At 70.3% G+C, this 17,528-nt stretch carries 16 protein-coding genes; 9 read left to right on the top strand and 7 right to left on the bottom strand.

Annotated features, from left to right (window positions below; translation table 11 throughout):
• Positions 1-77: 77 nt before the first annotated feature.
• Positions 78-1,691 carry an ABC transporter substrate-binding protein gene (locus tag ASD66_RS04030; protein WP_056890090.1) on the bottom strand — a complete coding sequence of 538 codons (1,614 nt, stop codon included), beginning with the start codon at positions 1,689-1,691 and terminating at the stop codon, positions 78-80.
• A 265-nt stretch (positions 1,692-1,956) separates the two neighbouring features.
• Positions 1,957-3,852 (bottom strand): translational GTPase TypA, encoded by a 1,896-nt coding sequence (typA, locus tag ASD66_RS04025; protein WP_056890089.1) that lies wholly within the window; start codon positions 3,850-3,852, stop codon positions 1,957-1,959.
• Between the two features lie 197 nt (positions 3,853-4,049).
• Between typA and ASD66_RS04020 the strand changes: the two genes are divergently transcribed.
• Both ASD66_RS04020 and ASD66_RS04015 read left to right on the top strand, forming a co-directional pair.
• On the top strand, positions 4,050-4,619 hold the full coding sequence (locus ASD66_RS04020; protein WP_056890088.1) for a hypothetical protein: 570 nt from the start codon (positions 4,050-4,052) through the stop codon (positions 4,617-4,619).
• Positions 4,620-4,784: 165 nt separating this feature from the next.
• Positions 4,785-6,161, top strand: a complete 1,377-nt coding sequence (locus ASD66_RS04015; protein WP_056890087.1) for a protealysin inhibitor emfourin — start codon at positions 4,785-4,787, stop codon at positions 6,159-6,161.
• 139 nt (positions 6,162-6,300) lie between these two features.
• On the opposite strand, the gene ASD66_RS04010 is transcribed toward ASD66_RS04015, so the two are convergent.
• From ASD66_RS04010 to ASD66_RS03995, 4 genes are all read right to left on the bottom strand, one after another.
• Positions 6,301-7,635 (bottom strand): ABC1 kinase family protein, encoded by a 1,335-nt coding sequence (locus tag ASD66_RS04010; RefSeq protein WP_235529956.1) that lies wholly within the window; start codon positions 7,633-7,635, stop codon positions 6,301-6,303.
• Positions 7,636-7,798: 163 nt separating this feature from the next.
• Complete coding sequence (locus ASD66_RS04005) at positions 7,799-8,488, bottom strand: aspartate/glutamate racemase family protein (protein ID WP_056890555.1); 690 nt, start codon at positions 8,486-8,488, stop codon at positions 7,799-7,801.
• Between the two features lie 47 nt (positions 8,489-8,535).
• A complete protein-coding gene (locus ASD66_RS04000; RefSeq protein WP_200949849.1) occupies positions 8,536-9,966 on the bottom strand; it encodes a cytochrome P450 in 1,431 nt (476 codons plus the stop codon).
• Positions 9,950-10,267, bottom strand: coding sequence for a hypothetical protein (locus ASD66_RS03995; RefSeq protein ID WP_156388527.1), 318 nt, complete (start codon positions 10,265-10,267; stop codon positions 9,950-9,952). The genes ASD66_RS04000 and ASD66_RS03995 overlap by 17 nt, the downstream gene beginning before the upstream one ends.
• 171 nt (positions 10,268-10,438) lie before the next feature.
• On the opposite strand from ASD66_RS03995, the gene ASD66_RS03990 reads away from it, so the two are divergent.
• Positions 10,439-11,665, top strand: coding sequence for a sensor histidine kinase (locus tag ASD66_RS03990; protein WP_056890084.1), 1,227 nt, complete (start codon positions 10,439-10,441; stop codon positions 11,663-11,665).
• Complete coding sequence (locus tag ASD66_RS03985) at positions 11,662-12,345, top strand: response regulator transcription factor (RefSeq protein WP_056685292.1); 684 nt, start codon at positions 11,662-11,664, stop codon at positions 12,343-12,345. Before ASD66_RS03990 ends, ASD66_RS03985 begins: the two co-directional genes overlap by 4 nt.
• Positions 12,346-12,409: 64 nt before the next feature.
• Here ASD66_RS03985 and ASD66_RS03980 read toward each other — a convergent pair whose 3' ends face one another.
• Positions 12,410-13,159, bottom strand: coding sequence for an SDR family NAD(P)-dependent oxidoreductase (locus ASD66_RS03980; protein WP_056685295.1), 750 nt, complete (start codon positions 13,157-13,159; stop codon positions 12,410-12,412).
• Between the two features lie 138 nt (positions 13,160-13,297).
• Between ASD66_RS03980 and ASD66_RS03975 the strand changes: the two genes are divergently transcribed.
• From ASD66_RS03975 to ASD66_RS03955, 5 genes are all read left to right on the top strand, one after another.
• Positions 13,298-13,648, top strand: coding sequence for a hypothetical protein (locus tag ASD66_RS03975; protein WP_056685298.1), 351 nt, complete (start codon positions 13,298-13,300; stop codon positions 13,646-13,648).
• A 125-nt stretch (positions 13,649-13,773) separates the two neighbouring features.
• Complete coding sequence (gene mshA / locus ASD66_RS03970; protein WP_056685301.1) at positions 13,774-15,033, top strand: D-inositol-3-phosphate glycosyltransferase; 1,260 nt, start codon at positions 13,774-13,776, stop codon at positions 15,031-15,033.
• Positions 15,017-15,532 (top strand): YbjN domain-containing protein, encoded by a 516-nt coding sequence (locus ASD66_RS03965; RefSeq protein WP_056685304.1) that lies wholly within the window; start codon positions 15,017-15,019, stop codon positions 15,530-15,532. The genes mshA and ASD66_RS03965 overlap by 17 nt, the downstream gene beginning before the upstream one ends.
• Positions 15,533-15,541: 9 nt before the next feature.
• Positions 15,542-15,898, top strand: coding sequence for a DUF1304 domain-containing protein (locus ASD66_RS03960; RefSeq protein WP_056685319.1), 357 nt, complete (start codon positions 15,542-15,544; stop codon positions 15,896-15,898).
• A gap of 217 nt (positions 15,899-16,115) precedes the next feature.
• Positions 16,116-17,498, top strand: coding sequence for a peptidase C39 family protein (locus ASD66_RS03955; RefSeq protein WP_056890083.1), 1,383 nt, complete (start codon positions 16,116-16,118; stop codon positions 17,496-17,498).
• Positions 17,499-17,528: the final 30 nt, after the last annotated feature.

Raw genomic sequence — 17,528 nt, 5'->3', positions numbered from 1 at the left:
CCGGCTGCTCGTCGTACGACGAAATGCAGAGAACGCCCGGCTCCACGGGGGAGGAGCCGGGCGTTCGGTCTGTCAGCTCACTTCTCGAGCCACGCCTTGTCGAAGAGGATGATCGTCTCGCCGCTGCCCTTGATGCCGTGGACGTTCTTGTTCCACGCGTTCACCATGGCGCCGGAGTTGATCGCCACGCCGGGCGCGTCCTCGGCGAAGAGCTCCTCGATCTTGGTGAGGACCTCCTTGGCCGCCTCCGGGGTGTCCTTGCCCTCCAGCTCGGCGAAGAGCTTGTCCATCTCGGGGTTGGAGTAGCCGGGGACGTTGGTCGGCGACTGGGCGCTGAGGGCCGACACGAGGCGGCCGTAGACGTTCTCCTCCTGGATCGAGGTGGCTGACGTGGCGATGTCGAAGTCGTGGTCGACGTAGACCTTCTGGATCTGGTCCGCGACGTTCTGCACCAGGTCGAGCTTGACCTCGAAGCCGACCGCCTCGAGCATCGCCTGGATCGCAATCGCCCCCGACTGCGAGTCCTGGTCGGTTCGGGCCAGCACCCGGATCTTGCCGTCGAAGCCGTCGGCCTTGGCCTCCTTCACGAGCTCCTTGGCCTGATTGGAGTCGGTCGGCGTCGCCTCGACGCCCGGGGACCACTTCGAGTCCGGCCCGAGGAGCAGCTTGCTCGGGTTGCCGGCACCGTTGGCGATGCGCTTGAGGTAGATCTCCGGGTCGAAGGCCAGGGCGATCGCCTGGCGCACCCGCTTGTCCTCGCCGGGCGAGCCCTCGCGGTTGTTGATCCACAGGTTGTTGGCCATGCCGGCGTGGTTGACCATGCCGGAGACCTTGGCCTGGATGGCCTCGTCGACGGTCTCGGTTCCGCGGAGGAACGCGACGTCGACGCCACCGGACTTCAGGGTCTCGTAGCCGGTGCTGTCCGGGCCGAGCAGCACGAACTCGATGGAGTCCAGGGCGGGGCGACCGCCCCAGTAGTCGTCGTTGGCCACGACGACGGTCTTCTCGGCCGGCGCGTAGCTCTTGAACTTGAAGGGGCCGGCGCCGATCGGCTTGAAGGCCTCGGGGTTCTTGTAGGCGGCCGGAGCCATGATCATGCCGGGGCCGTTGGTGAACACGTTCGGGAACGTGGCCCACGGGTGGGCGAGGCTGATCTCGACGGTCAACGGGTCGACGGCCTTGAGCGACTTCACCTCCTGCTTCATCAGCAGGGCGTTCAGGCCGTAGGCCGAGGTGTAGTAGTTCACGCTGCCGATCACGGCGTCGGCGTCGAGCGGGGTGCCGTCGGTGAAGGTGACCCCTTCACGCAGCTTGAGGGTCCACGTCTGGTTGTCGCTCGACTCCAGGGACTCGGCCAGCTGGGGCTCGAAGGTTCCCTCGTCGCCGTTGTAGCGCATGAGGGTGTCGTAGACCGCGGCCATGATGTTGCCGCCGGTCGAGCCGGTGGGGAAGGTCTGCGTCGGGTTGAGGGTGCGCGCCTCGGAGTACTCCGACACACGCAGAGTGCCGCCCTTCACGGGGTCGCCCGACGCCTCCTCGACGTTCATCATCCGGGTGGAGTAGTCCACGTCGGAGGAGGACCCCTTGGTCCCGCCGTCGTCGGCCGAGGTGTCGGCGCACCCGGTGACGACGAGGGCGGCTGCTGAGAGCAGAACCGCCCATCGCGCCCGGGTCGAGATGCGTGTCTTCACTGTTCCTCCATGTGTGACGGGTGGTCCGAGGTCACCGCATTCTGTGTCTGTGGTCACAGCGTCGTGCGGTCCGCGGGCGCGGTCCGGCGGAGGTCCCACTCACCGGGAGGAATGTCGGGTTGTCCGGTTTCTCCGCCTTTCCGGCGTGGCCATCTACGGCGGGAAACGCGAAACGGACCATCCCCTGCTCGGGAGTGGTCCGCTTCGCGACTCTGGCCGGCGTCGTCTCTGCCGGGTGCTGCCTTCGGCCCGGTCGGGGCGCCTGTTACTTGTTGGCCTTGCGCGCCTGCGACGCGGTCTTCGCGCGGGCGTGGGCGTCGAGCACGACCTTGCGGATCCGCACGGTCTCGGGGGTGACCTCGACGCACTCGTCCTCGCGGCAGAACTCCAGGCACTGCTCGAGGGAGAGTCGCTTGGCCGGAATCAGCTTCTCGAAGTTGTCGGAGGTGGCGGACCGGATGTTGGTCTGCTGCTTCTCCTTGGTGATGTTGACGTCCATGTCGTCGGCGCGCGAGTTCTCGCCGACGATCATGCCCTCGTAGACCTCGGTGGTCGGCTCGAGGAACATGATGCCGCGTTCCTGCAGGTTGGTCATGGCGTACGCCGTGGCTGCGCCGGCGCGGTCCGCGACCAGTGAGCCGTTGTTGCGCGACCGGATCTCGCCGGCCCACTTCTCGTAGCCCTCGGAGATGTGGTGCGCGATGCCGGTGCCCCGGGTCTCGGTGAGGAACTCGGTGCGGAAGCCGATCAGGCCGCGGGCCGGGACGACGAACTCCATGCGCACCCAGCCGGTGCCGTGGTTGGTCATCTGCTCCATGCGGCCCTTGCGCGCAGCCAGCAGCTCGGTGATCGCGCCGAGGTACTCCTCGGGAGCGTCGATGGTCAGGCGCTCCATCGGCTCGTGGACCTTGCCGTCGATCTCCTTGGTGACCACCTGCGGCTTGCCGACGGTGAGCTCGTAGCCCTCGCGACGCATCTGCTCGACGAGGATGGCCAGCGCCAGCTCGCCACGGCCCTGCACCTCCCACGCGTCGGGACGCTCGGTCGGGAGCACCCGCAGCGAAACGTTGCCGACCAGCTCGGAGTCGAGGCGGTCCTTGACCAGGCGGGCGGTGACCTTGTGGCCCTTGACGCGGCCGACCAGCGGGGACGTGTTGGTGCCGATGGTCATCGAGATAGCCGGCTCGTCGACGTGGATCAACGGAAGCGCGACCGGGTTCTCCGGGTCGGCCAGGGTCTCGCCGATGGTGATCTCGGGGATGCCCGCGACGGCGACGATGTCACCGGGGCCGGCGGACTCGCCGGGCTTGCGCTCGAGGCCCTCGGTGACGAGGAGCTCGGTGATCTTGACGTTCTTGACGTCGCCGTCGCGCTTGATCCAGGCGACGGTCTGGCCCTTCTTCAGGTTGCCCTGCTTGATGCGCAGCAGTGCGAGGCGCCCGAGGAACGGGGAGGCGTCCAGGTTGGTGACGTGGGCCTGGAGCGGCGCGCCCTCGTCGTACGTCGGGGCCGGGATGGTGTCGAGGATCGTCTTGAAGAGCGGCTCGAGGTCGCTGCCCTCGGGCATCGTGCCGTCCGCGGGCTTGACGGTGCTGGCGATGCCGGCCTTGCCCGAGGCGAAGACGACCGGGAAGTCGAGGGCGTCCTGGCTGTGGGACTCGTCCAGCAGGTCCATGAACAGCTCGTAGGTCTCGTCGACGACCTCGTCGATGCGGGCGTCGCCACGGTCGGTCTTGTTGACCACCAGGATCACCGGCATGTCGGCGTTGAGCGCCTTGCGGAGCACGAAGCGGGTCTGGGGGAGCGGGCCCTCGGACGCGTCGACCAGCAGCACGATGCCGTCGACCATCGAGAGACCGCGCTCGACCTCGCCACCGAAGTCGGCGTGGCCCGGGGTGTCGATGATGTTGATCGTCATCGGCTTGCCGTCGGCAGCAGGTCCGGCGTAGTGGACGGCGGTGTTCTTGGCGAGGATCGTGATGCCCTTCTCGCGCTCGAGCTCGCCGGAGTCCATGGCGCGTTCGGCGACGCCCTCGGCCTGGTGCGCGGTGAACGCGCCGGCCTGGTGGAGCATCGCGTCGACCAGCGTGGTCTTGCCATGGTCGACGTGGGCGACGATTGCGACGTTGCGCAGATCGGAGCGTGAGGTGTTTCCAGACATGGGGCAGCGCTTTCGTTCGCGATGGATTCCTGCCCGGCCATGGGACAGCCCGGTCAGTCTACGGCGCCGACACGGTGCGCTCCGAATCGTTCCCTGCGTGATTTTCACTGCGGCATGTATCAAATGTCTGGTTTGCCCGTCCTTTGTTGGCAGTGTCGGAACGCACCGTGCGTTCCGCCCCCGACAGGAGCAACGCCATGGGTCTCAGCAATTTCAGGCACGTCATCGGCTACGGACTGCTCGTGGTCCTCGCCACCGCCGGAGGGGCCAGCGCCTCGGCGATCCCCGGCACGAACACCGTCGACTCGGGGGACATCATCAACCGTGAGGTGAAGGCGGTCGACATCGCGCCCGGCGCGGTCCGGTCGGGCACGGTGCTCAACCACTCGCTCCTCGGTATCGACTTCAAGGACAACTCGGTGACCGGCGACGCAGTCCGGGAGCACAGCCTCAACATGGCCTCGGCCGGCTGCCAGGTCGGGCTCGTGCACAGCTTCACCAACCTGTCCGGCATCCCGCAGGACGCGATCTGGCGCAACGCCGACAACGGCCACAACTGCTCCGGCGGCCAGATCCTCGTGCGCCACACGAGCGCCGGCAACTACCAGGTGCAGTTCGTCGGGGACCCGGCTGCGCTCGGTGTCGCGATGCCGGTCAGCGGCTACAACTCGATCGGGGTCACCAAGTCCGGCGACGTGTTCAACCTCGAGCAGCGCAACATGGACGGCACGCTGGTCAACAACACGATCAGCTTCGTCACCTACTGATCGCCGCTGCACGGGGCACCTCCCAGCACCGTGCAGCTCCGTGCCCGAAGTGCGGCAGTTCGACCGGGCCTGCGCCCCCTCCCTGCGCAGGCCTGCCCTTCACGGGGTCGAACTGCCGCACTTCGGGCCTTTCGCATGTCGGTGGGTCGCGATAGGACTGAAGTCATGAGCTGTTCCATCGTGCCGCCGTACCTCCTCCGCCAGATCGCCTCCGAGCCCGACGCCCGGGCCACCGACCACTGCCATCGCACCCTCGAGATCGATGAGCGCTTCCGGGCCGGGCGCCGTGCGCCACGGGCCGTGGCGGCCGCCGACGGCGGGTTCACGGTGCACACCGCCGACAACGGCACCGACCTGCCGGGCCGCGCCGTGCGCGCCTCCGGCGAGCCTGCTTCGGGCGACGTCGCGGTCGACGAGGCGTACGCCGGACTCGAGGCGTCGCTGGCGATGTACGCCGACGTCTACGCGCACAACTCGTGGGACGGGCAGGGTGCCCACGTGCTGGCGACCGTGCACTACGAGCGCAACTACGACAACGCGTTCTGGAACGGCACCCAGCTGGTCTTCGGAGACGGCGACGGCGAGGTGTTCGACAGGTTCACCAAGCCGGTCGACGTGCTGGCCCACGAGCTGACCCACGCAGTGACCGAGTCTGTCGCGGGGCTGGTCTACGAGGGGCAGTCCGGTGCGCTCAACGAGTCGGTCTCCGACGTGTTCGGCGCCTGCCTCAAGCAGCGGGTCCTCGGCCAGGGCGCCGCCGAGGCCGACTGGGTCGTCGGCGAGGGACTCTTCCTGCCGGGCGTCAACGGCCGCGGGCTGCGCGACATGCACAACCCCGGCACGGCGTACGACGACCCGGTGCTCGGCAAGGACCCCCAGGGGGCGGACATGTCGGCCTACGTCGAGACGACCGACGACAACGGCGGAGTCCACCTCAACTCCGGCATCCCGAACCGTGCGTTCGTGCTGGCCGCGCTCGCGATCGGCGGCACCTCAGCCGAGGGCGCCGGCCGCATCTGGTGGACGGCGCTGGGCACGGTGGCCCCCGACGTCGACTTCGCCGGGTTCGCCGCGGCCACGGTCGAGGCGGCCGGCGACCACGCCGACGCCGTACGCGATGCCTGGGCGCAGGTCGGCGTCGAGGTCGCGCAGCCCGCAGGCGACGCGGCTGGCGGTGCGACGGCGGACGACGTGGCCGCATTCGGTGGTCGAGCAGGGCGAGGGACGAGCCCGGAGAGTCGAGACCACTCCGCAGAGGCAGCGCCGACCGTCGTCGAGGTCCGCCGTACCGGTGGCTTCGCGGGCCGCACGGCGACCGGCCGCTGCGACCTCGGCGGCGAGGGCGCCCACCTCGACGAGGTGCGGGCGCTGCTGTCCAGGGTCGACCTGCGGCCCGCGAAGCCGGCCCGCACCTACCCCGACATGTACTCCTACGTGATCCGCGTCGACGACGACGAGGTCACCCTGGCCGAGACGCAGCTGACCGAAGACCTGCGCCGACTGACCGCGCTGGTGCTGGAGCAGACCCCCGACGACTCCTGACGCTGCCCCGGGCGACCACGATCGTGCAGGTGGCGAGTCGTGACACCGGAGTCGCCTGGAAAGCGACCACGATCGTGCAGGTGCAGACTTCGGGTCGCGGGCGACGGCCAGCGGGCGACGGTCGCGACGGGCCAACGCGTCAGGCTGGCTCGAACCCGGGGACGTACTCCTCCAGCAGCGCGCGGAACTCCACCTCGGCCTCGAGCTGGCAGAGCACGCCGAACCCGCCGAGCCAGACCCGGTGGATCAGCATGTACTCCGGCGGCAGGTTGAGCTTGAAGGCGCGGGCCAGGTTCTCCTGGGTGGGCGTCGCGACCCGAACCGTCTGCGAGCGCAGCCACTGACGGTTGAACCGGAACGACTCCGAGCGGCCCGCGTCGAGGAACGGGCCGAGGTAGTCGCGGAGGTCCTCGGGGGTGAACTCGGTGCGCGGCAGCAGGAAGCCCTCGCGGCGCAGGCCGTCGACCACCGTCTCCCAGTCGTCGGAGAGGCCGTGCGAGAGCAGTTCGCCGAGCGGACGCGGGAACCCGTCGGGCAGCCGGGCGACCGCGCCGAAGTCGACGACGCCGAGGCGGCCGTCGTCGAGGATCCGGAAGTTTCCGGGGTGTGGGTCGGCGTGCAGCAGGCCGGTGCGGGTGGGGCCGGAGACGAGGAACCTGGCGTAGAGCCCGCCGAAGTGGTTGCGCTGCTCCGGCGTGCCGAACTTGATCACCTGGGCCAGGGACGACGGGCTCTCCATCCACGTCGTCACCAGCACGCGTTCGGTGTGCGCCACCACCGCGGGTACGACGAAGTCGGGGTCGTCGGCGAACTCGGCGGCGAAGACCGACTGCGCCGCGGCCTCGAGGGTGTAGTCGAGCTCATCGGCGACCCGGGCCTCGACCTCGGCCAGCAGCGGCTTGATGTCGAGTCCGGGAGCAAGCACGGTGAACAGCCGGGCCATCCGGCCGAGCTGGCGGATGTCGGAGCGCAGCGCCTTCGCGGCGCCGGGGTACTGCACCTTGACCGCCACCTCGGTGCCGTCGGCCCAGGTCGCGCGGTGCACCTGGCCGATCGACGCGGAGGCGACTGGTGAGGCGTCGAACGCGGTGAACCGGGTGCGCCAGTCGTCGCCGAGCTCCTCGGAGAGCACTGACTCGAGCATGCGCACCGACATCGGTGGCGCGGAGTCCTGCAGCTTGGTCAGGGCGTCGCGGTAGGGGCCGATCAGCTCGTCGGGGAGCGCCGACTCGAAGATGCTCATCGCCTGGCCGAACTTCATCGCGCCGCCCTTGAGCTCGCCGAGGACCTTGAAGATCTGGTCGGCGGTGCGGGCCTGCACCTCGGTCAGGACGGCGTTGGCCGGTCGGCCGACGAGGCGCTTGCCGAGGCCGATGGTCGTGCGTCCGGCGTAGGCGGCGGGCAGGCTGGCCAGACGCGCCGTGCGTCCGATCGCGGACTGGCGCATCTTCGAGTTCCCCGGTTCCTCACCCACGAGCCAGAGCCTATCCGGACCACCCTCGCGACGACCTGTCGCCAGTTAGTGCCGACCCGTCGCCAGTTCGCGAGGACCCGACGCGAATTCGACGATCCGCGACGAACTGACGACGGGTCGATCAGAACTCACGACAGGTCGATCAGAACTGGCGACGGGTCGATCAGGCGAGGGCGCGGTTGAGGGCGGCCTCGACGTGCAGGGTGGTGCACGGGAACAGCGGCACCTCGACGTCGGCCTGCTCGATGAGCAGCTCGAGCTCGGTGCAGCCCAGGATCACGCCCTGCGCGCCGCCGTCCCAGAGCTGGTCGATCAGCTCGACGATCTTGCGCCGCGAGGAGTCGAGCACCTTGCCGTGCACGAGCTCGTTGTAGATGATCGCGTTCACCATCTCGTGCTGCTCCGGTGCCGGCACGTGCACCTGGAGGCCGTGCGAGGCGATCCGGTCGGTGAAGAACGTGCGCGACATCGCGAACGTCGTACCGACGAGTGCGACGGTGTCGACCCGCCGCGCCTTGGCAGCCTCGGCGACCACGTCGGCCAGGTGCAGCAGCGGGGTGTCGACCGCTGCCTCGACCTGTTCGGCCACCCGGTGGAAGGTCGTGGTGCACAGCATCAGGAAGTCGGCGCCGGCCTTCTCCACCCCGCGCGCGGCCTCGGCCAGGATCGTGGCGACGCCGTCCCAGTCCTCGGCCTCCTCGAGCGCGGTGACCTCCGCGAAGTCGACGGAGGCCATCACCGTCTTCGCTGAGGAGTAGCCGCCCAGCCGCGTCTCGACGCCGAGGTTCAGGTCCTTGTAGTAGGCGGCGCTGCTCTCCCAGCTCATTCCGCCGATGAGTCCGATGGTCTGCACACGCGCAGTCTCCCGTGCCGCGGACGATTCGGCCACCCCGGGTCTCGTCAATTGGCGCCGGGGCCGACCGGCAGGCGATCGAATCCGCGCAGCACCCGGTTCGGCCGCCGCTGCGGCGTGCCGTCGACCCGCAGTGTCGGGAGGCGCGTGTAGAGCGTCTCGAGTGCGACCCGGGCCTCCAGACGGGCCAGGCTCGGGCCAAGGCAGAAGTGCACGCCCGCCGAGAAGGCGAGGTGCTCGGCGGCGTTCTCCCGGCGTACGTCGAAACGGTCGGGGTCGGTGAACACGTCGGGGTCGCGGTTGGCCCCGGCCAGCATCAGGAGCACCGGCTGGCCCTTCGGCACCGGAGTCCCGCTGACGGTCGTGTCGGCGTATGCCTGCCGCATGGTCAGCTGCACCGGCGACTCGACGCGCAGGCACTCCTCGACCGCGTTGGTCCACAACGACGGATCGGCCTGTACGGCGGCCAGCTGGTCGGGGTGCTGGTCGAGGAGGACGACCGCGTTGCCGATCAGGTTGACGGTCGTCTCGAAGCCGGCGCCGAGCACCAGCAGACCGGTGGCCGCGAGCTCGATGTCGGTGAGCCGGTCGTCGCCGTCCAGCATCGCCAACCGGCTGAGCAGGTCGTCGCCGGGCGTACGGCGCAGGCGCGCGACGTGCTGGTCGAACCAGGTGTGCATGTGCCCCACGTCGTCGGTCGCCTGACGGTAGTCGCGCCACGACAGGCCGGGGTCGAGCAGCCGGGCAGCGCCGTTGCCCCACTGGAGCAGGCTCTGCTGCATCTCGTCCGGTACGCCGAGCACGTCGGCGATCACGGCCAGCGGCAGCTGGGCGGCGTACTCCTCGATCAGGTCGAAGCTGGTGCGCCCGCGTGCCTCGAGGCCGTCGAGCAGTGACTCGGCGACCTCGCGGATGCGGGGCTCGAGGGCGGCGACCGAGCGCGGAGTGAAGACCCGGGAGACCAGCTTGCGATAGCGGGTGTGGTCGGGGGCGTCGACGGCGAGCAGGGAGGGCGGGTCGAGCGGGCCGAAACGCAACGGGTCGGCCACCAGGTGGAGGAGCCGTTGCACGGGCTCGGGGAGCTCGGCGTGACCGCCGCCCACACCGAAGGTGTCGTCGCGCAGCACCCGGTTGATGCTCTCGTACCTGCAGCTGGCCCAGACCAGGGGACCGGGCACCACAGGACCCCGCGCCCGCAGCTCCGCCATCGCCGGGTAGGGGTCGGCCAACAGCTCCGGGTCGACGTTGAGCCGGGCGATCAGGTCGCCGCGGCGGGCGCCGTACCGGATGCCGTAACGGGCGGTCCCGTGGTCGAACAGCCAGGCCAGGCGCCGGCTGCCGGGCATCCGGGCCAGTCGCCCGGGTGGGGTGCGCGTGCCTGTGTCCTGTCGCTGCCGGTTCGGCCGGGGAGTCGCCTCGACCGTGCCGGTGTGCTCGACCGGACAGCCGGTCGGCGGGGTCTCAGGACGCGTGGACAAGGGGCCCTCCCGAGGTGGCACCGCGCTCCGGGTAGCGGGCCAGGATGCGGAGCACGCCGGCATGGCGGGCGCGCAGCTCGCGCAGCACTGCCACGCGTTCGTCGGGACCGAGGTCCTGGTCGAGCTGTGCCTCGACGGTGAGGTTCCACCGGTAGCGCAGGTGGGCGACCAGGCAGTCGCGGTCACCGAAGATCAGCGCGATCTCGTCGTTCCACGGCAGCTCGCCGGAGAGGTCGAGTCGGGTCGACTCCTCGATCTCGCGCAGGGCCTGCCAGCGTCGGTGGGTTTCTTGCCAGGTCATGGTCATCTCACTTTCGCACCGTTGCTACTGGATCGGTCAAGAGCGACGCTAGGCGCGGGCACCCTGGCCGGGCATCGCGCTGCGGTACCTATCCGGGCTCCGACCCTGGTAGGAGTCGGCACCCGCCCGCGGAGTGATGGCAACGGCGCGTGAGTTCCCTAGGCTGGCCACATGTCTGTCGACCTGGGCGCGTTCGTGCGTGCGCTGCGCGCCCGCATCGAGGACAAGGGCGCCTCCCGCGGACTCGTCTACCCGTGGTGGATCGCGGTCATCACCTCGGTCGGCCAGGTCGGCGCCATGCTGGTCGCGGCCGCACAGCGCGACGTTCTCTGGACGCCGCAGCCCGTGGTCCTGGCGGTGCTGCTGATCGCCGTCCCGCACGCCCTGCACTTCGTGCTGCGCGACTGGCTGCACTGGAGCATCGGCACGGCGTTCGGGTTGGCCGGTGTGGGCTGGATGCTGTCCGCGCCGATGGTCGTCGACACCAACGCCGACGCGACCGTGCTCGCCCTGGCCCTGCTGGTCGGCGAGATGACCACCACCGAAGGTGCGCGCCTCGGCCTCTTCGTGGGCGGGCTGTCGGTGGTGATGATGTTCGTCATCGAAGGACCGGATGCCCTCGAGCTGGGGCTGCCGTCGATCCTGGTGGCGTTCATGATCGGCTACACGCTGCGGTGGCAGATGCGCGCGATCTCCGCCGAACGCGACGCAGTCGACGGCGCCAGCGCCCGTGCCGCCCTCGAGGAGCGCCAGCGCATCGCGCGCGAGATCCACGACCTCGTCGCGCACTCGCTCAGCGTCACCCTGCTGCACGTGACCGGTGCCCGCCGGGCGTTGACCGAGGACCGCGACGTCGACGACGCCGTCCACGCCCTCGAGGACGCCGAACGGATCGGACGCCAGGCGATGGCCGACATCCGGCGCACCGTCGGCGTCCTCAACAACGGCCCGCGCTCCGACGTACAGGCGGCCCTGCCCGCGGCCGGTGACATCCCGGGGCTGGTCGACGACATCCGGGCCGCCGGGCTCGAGGTCGACTTCGCGGAGTCCGGCGACCCGTCCGGTGTGCCCGAGTCGGCCGGCCTCTGCCTGTTCCGTGCGGTGCAGGAGTCACTGACCAACGTGGCCCGGCACGCGCCGTCCGCGCCCGCGCAGGTGCGCGTCGACTACTCGCCGCGCGGCGCGACCCTGACGGTGCGCAACCCGGCGCCGGCGGCGGCGCGACGTGGCACCGGCGGCTCCGGGCTGGCCGGCATGGCGGCCCGGGTCGAGCAGTTCGGTGGCACCTTGTACGCCGGACGCGATCCGGGCGCGGCCGACCAGTGGCTGGTGGAGGTGGACCTCCCGGGTTCGGCGGAGTGGTGCGTGGTGAAGCGGATGAAGGGAAGGGCTCGATGAACCCGGTGCGGGTGCTGCTGGTCGACGACCAGGAGCTGGTGCGGTCCGGGCTACAGCGCATCCTGCGCCGCCGTGACGGGTTCGAGGTCGTCGGCGAGTGTGCCGACGGTGCGGAGATCCCGGGCACGCTGGCCGAGCTCGCCGCGGCGTACGACGGCACGGGTGCCCCGGTCGACGTGGTGGTGATGGACCTGCGGATGAAGCGGGTCGGTGGCATCGAGGCGACCACACGGCTGCGCACCGATCCGGAGGCGCCACCAGTGCTCGCGCTCACCACGTTCGATGACGACGAGCTGCTCTCCGGTGCGCTGCGCGCCGGTGCCGCGGGGTTCGTGCTCAAGGACTCGCCCGCCGAGGACCTCATCCGCGCCGTGCGCGCGGTCGCCGCGGGTGACTCGTGGCTCGACCCCGGCGTGACCGGGCGGGTGCTGAGCACCTACGTGCGCACCGGCCCCGAGTCGGCACAGCGCCCGGAGGAGCTGACCGCCCGGGAGTACGAAGTGCTCCAGGCCATCGGGCGCGGCCTGGCCAACAGCGAGATCGCCTCGGCGCTGCACATCTCCGAGCTGACCGTGAAGAGCCACATCGGCCGGGTGTTCACCAAGCTGGACCTGCGCGACCGTGCGGCCGCCGTGGTCTACGCGTTCGACCACGGCATCGTCACGCCCGGTGGCTCCTAGCCGCCCTGCACGTTTACCCGGTGCACCGGGGATTCCTGCAGCCACAATCGACGGCGCCCGGGCACTAGTCGCTGGTGCGGTGCACGTTGTTCTGGGCGGCTTGGGCACGCGGCTTGATGACCAGCTCGTCGATGTTCACGTGGGCCGGTCGGGTGGCCACCCACGCGATGGCGTCGGCGACGTCCTCGGCGACCAGGGGGTCGGGTACGCCGGCGTACACCGCGTCGGCCTTGGCCTGGTCGCCACCGAAGCGGACCAGGGAGAACTCCTCGGTGTGCACCATGCCGGGCGCGATCTCGCTGACCCGGATCGGTTCGCCGAGCAGCTCGAGGCGCAGGGTCTGGGTCACCACCTTCGTGCCGTGCTTGGCCGCGACGTAGCCGGCGCCGGTCTCGTAGGGGACCCGCCCGGCCGTGGAGCCGACGTTGACGATGACGCCGTCCCCGCTGGCTCGCAGGGCCGGCAGCAGCGCCTGCGTCACCCGCATCAGCCCGACCACGTTGACGTCGTACATCGCCTGCCACTGCTCGGCGTCGGCCGACTCGACGGGCGCGGAGCCGAAGGCGCCGCCGGCGTTGTTGACCAGCACGTGGACCGATTCGCCGACGGCTCGTGCGAGGCCGTCGACCGACGCGGCGTCGGTGACGTCACAGGCCACCGCGAGGCCGTCGATCTCGGCGGCGAGCTGCTCGATCCGGTCGGTACGGCGTGCGGCGCAGACCACCCGGAACCCCTCGGCGGCGAGCGCTCGGGCGGTGGCGGCGCCGATCCCGCTGGAGGCTCCGGTGACGACTGCTGTGCGGCGAGTGCTCATGGCGAGGATTGTGCCGGATGGAGAGACGAGTGGCAGGGACGGGCCAGCCACGGCACACTGGGTCGGTGGCGCGTCGGGGTGGCGTGCCTGCGCGTGCACGAGAGCGCGCCTGCGTGTGCACAGAGAGGAAGCGTCGACGTGCGTGGACTGGCCGCCGTGACCGGGATCCTGGGTGGGCTGTGCCTTGTCGTCCGCCACTTCATCGACAGTGCCGATCCCTTGCAGTGGGCGGGCTTCGGACTTCTGGGCGTCGCGGTCCTCTGCATCGGGCTGATGCTGGTCCCGAAGGCTCCGGTCTGGCTGCAGGCCATCGTCGCGGTCGGCGTCGTGTGCCTCGCCGGCTCGGTGCTGGTCACCCTGCACAGCGAGCTCGACCCTGACCCGGTCGATCTCGGCGTCGGTGTCCTGGCCGTCCTGCTGTTCCTGTTCCTCGCCGTCCGGTGGCGTGGGTCCCGTGCGCCACGCACCCACGGCTCGCACAGCCGCTGACGCCTGCACCCTCCCGCATGCCGCATGCCGCCTGCCGCCTGCCGCCTGCCGGCGGGAACAGCCGGGAATAGCAGGCCTGCCACCGTGGTTCTGGGGAGGATGACCCGAGGAGGTACGACGCGCAGATGAGCCGCATCGCGATGATCAGCCTGCACACCTCGCCGCTGGACCAGCCGGGCACCGGCGACGCAGGCGGCATGAATGTCTACGTGGTCGAGCTGTCCCGACAGCTGGCCCGTCGCGGCATCGCCGTCGACATCTTCACCCGGGCCACGTCGTCGACACTGGATCCGATCGTCGAGTTCTCCGACAACATCCTGGTGCGCCACGTGCACGCCGGACCCTTCGAGGGGCTGACCAAGTCCGAGCTCCCGGGGCAGCTGTGCGTCTTCGCGCGCGAGGTGCTGCGCGCCGAGGCGGCGAACCTGCCCGGCCACTACGACGCGGTGCACTCGCACTACTGGCTCTCCGGACAGGTCGGCGCGCTGGCCCGTGACCGTTGGGGCGTCCCGCTCGTCCACTCGATGCACACCATGGCGAAGGTGAAGAACGAGGCGATGGCCGAGGGAGACACCCCCGAGCCGATCGCGCGCGTGCTCGGCGAGGAGCAGGTCGTCGAGGCCGCCGACATGCTGATCGCCAACACCGACCTCGAGGCCAAGCAGCTGATCGAGCTGTACGACGCCGAGCCCGGACGGGTCGAGGTGGTGCACCCGGGTGTCGACCTCAACGTGTTCCGTCCCCGCATCGACGCCCGCGAACGCCTCGGGCTGCCGGCCGACGCCCAGGTGCTGCTCTTCGCCGGTCGGCTCCAGCCGTTGAAGGCGCCCGACGTCCTCCTCAAGGCCGTGCACGTGCTGCTGACCGAGGACCCGTCCCTCCGTGCGCGCCTCGTGGTGCCGATCGTGGGCGGACCCTCCGGGTCCGGGCTCGAGCACCCGGAGGCCCTGGCCGACCTGGCCCACGACCTCGGGCTCGACGACGTGGTGCGGTTCGTGCCGCCGGTCGCCCAGTCCGTGCTGGCCGACTGGTGCTCGGCCGCGACCCTGGTCGCCGTACCGTCCTACAACGAGTCGTTCGGCCTGGTCGCCGTGGAGGCGCAGGCCGCCGGAGCGCCCGTGGTCGCGGCTGCCGTCGGCGGCCTGCCGACCGTCGTCCGCGACGAGCACTCCGGCCTCCTGGTCGACAGCCACGAGCCCCGCGACTGGGCGCACGCCCTCGGCCGGGTCCTCCGGGAGCCCGGGCTGCACGCCCGCCTGGCCGCCGGTGCGGTCGAGCAGGCGCGGCAGTTCTCGTGGGAGCGCACCGCGGACCGTACCCTCGAGGTCTACCGCCGGGCTGCCGGACTGATGAGGGAGGACGAGGCGATTGTCACCGCAGGTTGAGGCAGAACGGCCCGATCACGATCGGGTCGAGGTCGTCCGCGCCTGGCTGGTCGACAACGAGGTCGCCTACGACGAGGGCGCCCCCGGCGTCTTCTCGTTCTCGCTCCCGGGTGAGAACAAGCTGCAGACTCCGGTGCGCGTCGACGTCGGCCCGCACGCGCTCGGCGTCCACGCGTTCGTGTGCCGCAACCCCGACGAGAACCACGAGGGCGTCTTCCGCTGGCTGCTGGAGAAGAACCTGCGGCTGTACGCCGTCGCGTTCGCCATCGACCGGCACGGTGACATCTACCTCGACGCCCGGCTGCCGCTCTCGTCGACCAACGCCGACGACCTCGACCGCCTGCTCGGCACGGTGCTGGCCACCGCCGACGAGTCGTTCAACACCATCCTCGAGCTCGGCTTCGCCTCCTCCATCCGCAAGGAGTGGGAGTGGCGCATCTCGCGGGGCGAGTCCACGAAGAACCTCGAAGCGTTCCGCGGGTGGCTCGAGCAGGAGTAGGTTCCGCCCATGACAACGGTTGCCTACGTGATCGCCGGCCTCGTCGCCGCACTGCACCTCTGGTTCCTGGTGCTCGAGATGTTCCTCTGGACGGCGCCGGCCGGTCGCAAGGCCTTCGGGCTCACGGCGGAGTTCGCGGAGGAGACCAAGGCGCTGGCCGCCAACCAGGGCCTCTACAACGGGTTCCTCGTCGCCGGCCTGGTCTTCGGGATGATCCGCGGCGACGAACCGACGATCGCGTTCTTCCTGGCGTGCGTCGTGGTGGCCGGCGTCTACGGCGCGGCCACCGTGAGCCGCAAGATCCTGTTCGTCCAAGCCGTGCCCGCCCTGATCGGCCTGATCCTCCTCATCCCCGCTCTCACCTGACCCGTCGCCAGTTCTGATCGACCCGTCGCCAGTTCTGATCGACCCGTCGTTAGTTTCGATCGACCCGTCGTGAGTTCTGATCGACCCGTCGTGAGTTTCGACCGGCACGAAAGACTGGCGACGGGTCGCCCAGAATTGGCGACAGGTCAACCTGAACTGGCGACGGGTCGCGTGAAGTCAGTCCCACGCGTCACTTTCGTCACTTACGCTGTCGGGCATGGTCTTCCCCTCCGCTCGTCGTACGCCGTCACGCCTGGCCGTCGTACTCCTGATCGCCGCGCCCTTGGCCGCCGCCGCACCCCTGGCCACGGCTGCGCGTCCGGCCGCGACTGCGCCCCTGGCCGCAGCGCAGGTTGCCGCTCCGGCAGCCATCACGTCCTCAGCCGGTACGTCGCACGCGTCGCCCGCGGTCGTCGTACAGCGGGCGGGGGCCGTCACACCGCGCGTGCAGACCACCCGCTGGAGCAGCAACGCCGAGCTCGCGACCGGCCTGCGCAACGGCAGCCTGATCAGCAACGGATCGCTGCAGTTCGCAGCCCGGCCGATGGGGTCGGCCAGCCTGCGTGATCCCTACGGCTCGGGGCGCTCGGTCCGCTACGACTACGCACGCTGGACCTCGCCGTGGGTGGCGCCGGGCTTCGACGCGACCAACCTCATCGCATCGTGGAACGCCCGCGTGCCGGCCGGCACCTACCTGCGGATCGACGCGCGCACGAAGTCGGCGACGGCGGCCAGCTCGTGGGACACGCTCGCGGTGTGGGGCTTCACCGTCGAGAGCATCCATCGCTACTCCGGTGAGGCGCAGACCGACGACCTCAACAAGCTGAACACCGACACCCTGGTCAGCCAGGGCACCAGCCGGATGCGCCAGTGGCAGCTCCGCGTCACGCTGATGCGGCGCAGTGGCACCACCGCGACGCCGCGCCTCGACTCGATCGGCGCGGTCGCGGCGAACTTCACCACGCGCACCGCGGCGACTTCGCCGACCTCGATGCGCGCGACCAGCGAGAGGGCGGTGCCGAAGTTCTCCCAGATGATCCACACCGGCCACTACCCGCAGTGGGACGCGGGCGGCGAGGCCTGGTGCTCGCCGACGTCGACGGCCATGGTGCTGCGCTACTACGGCCGCGGGCCGAGTCCGGAGCACTACGCGTGGACCGGTGAACGCGATGGCCAGGTCGACCACGCTGCGCGCTACACCTACGACCACAACTACCAGGGCACCGGCAACTGGCCGTTCAACACCGCCTATGCCGGGCAGTACTCCACGGACGCCTTCGTCACCCGCCTGCTGAACCTGCGCGACGCCGAGCGGTTCATCCGGGCCGGCATTCCCGTGGTGGTCTCCATCGCGTTCGCGCGTGGCGGTCTCGACGGGTCGCCGCTGACCTCGACGCCGGGCCACCTGGTGGTGATCACGGGGTTCGCGGCCGACGGCCGGGTGATCGTCAACGACCCGTCTGCCGCGACGAATGCCGGTGTACGCCGGGTCTACCGTCGCGACCAGTTCGAGCGCGCGTGGCTCGGTGGGTCCGGCGGCGTGGCCTACGTGATCCGCCCGCCCGGCAGAGCCCTTCCCGGCGATTCCCCCCGCTGGTGACCCACCCGCGATACTCCCTGACGTTCCGGC

Origin of the sequence: Nocardioides sp. Root151 (assembly GCF_001427925.1) — a bacterium.
GTDB lineage: Bacteria > Actinomycetota > Actinomycetes > Propionibacteriales > Nocardioidaceae > Nocardioides.
Note: the sequence above shows the minus strand (reverse complement) of the source record. Positions and strands in the feature narration are given on the sequence as shown.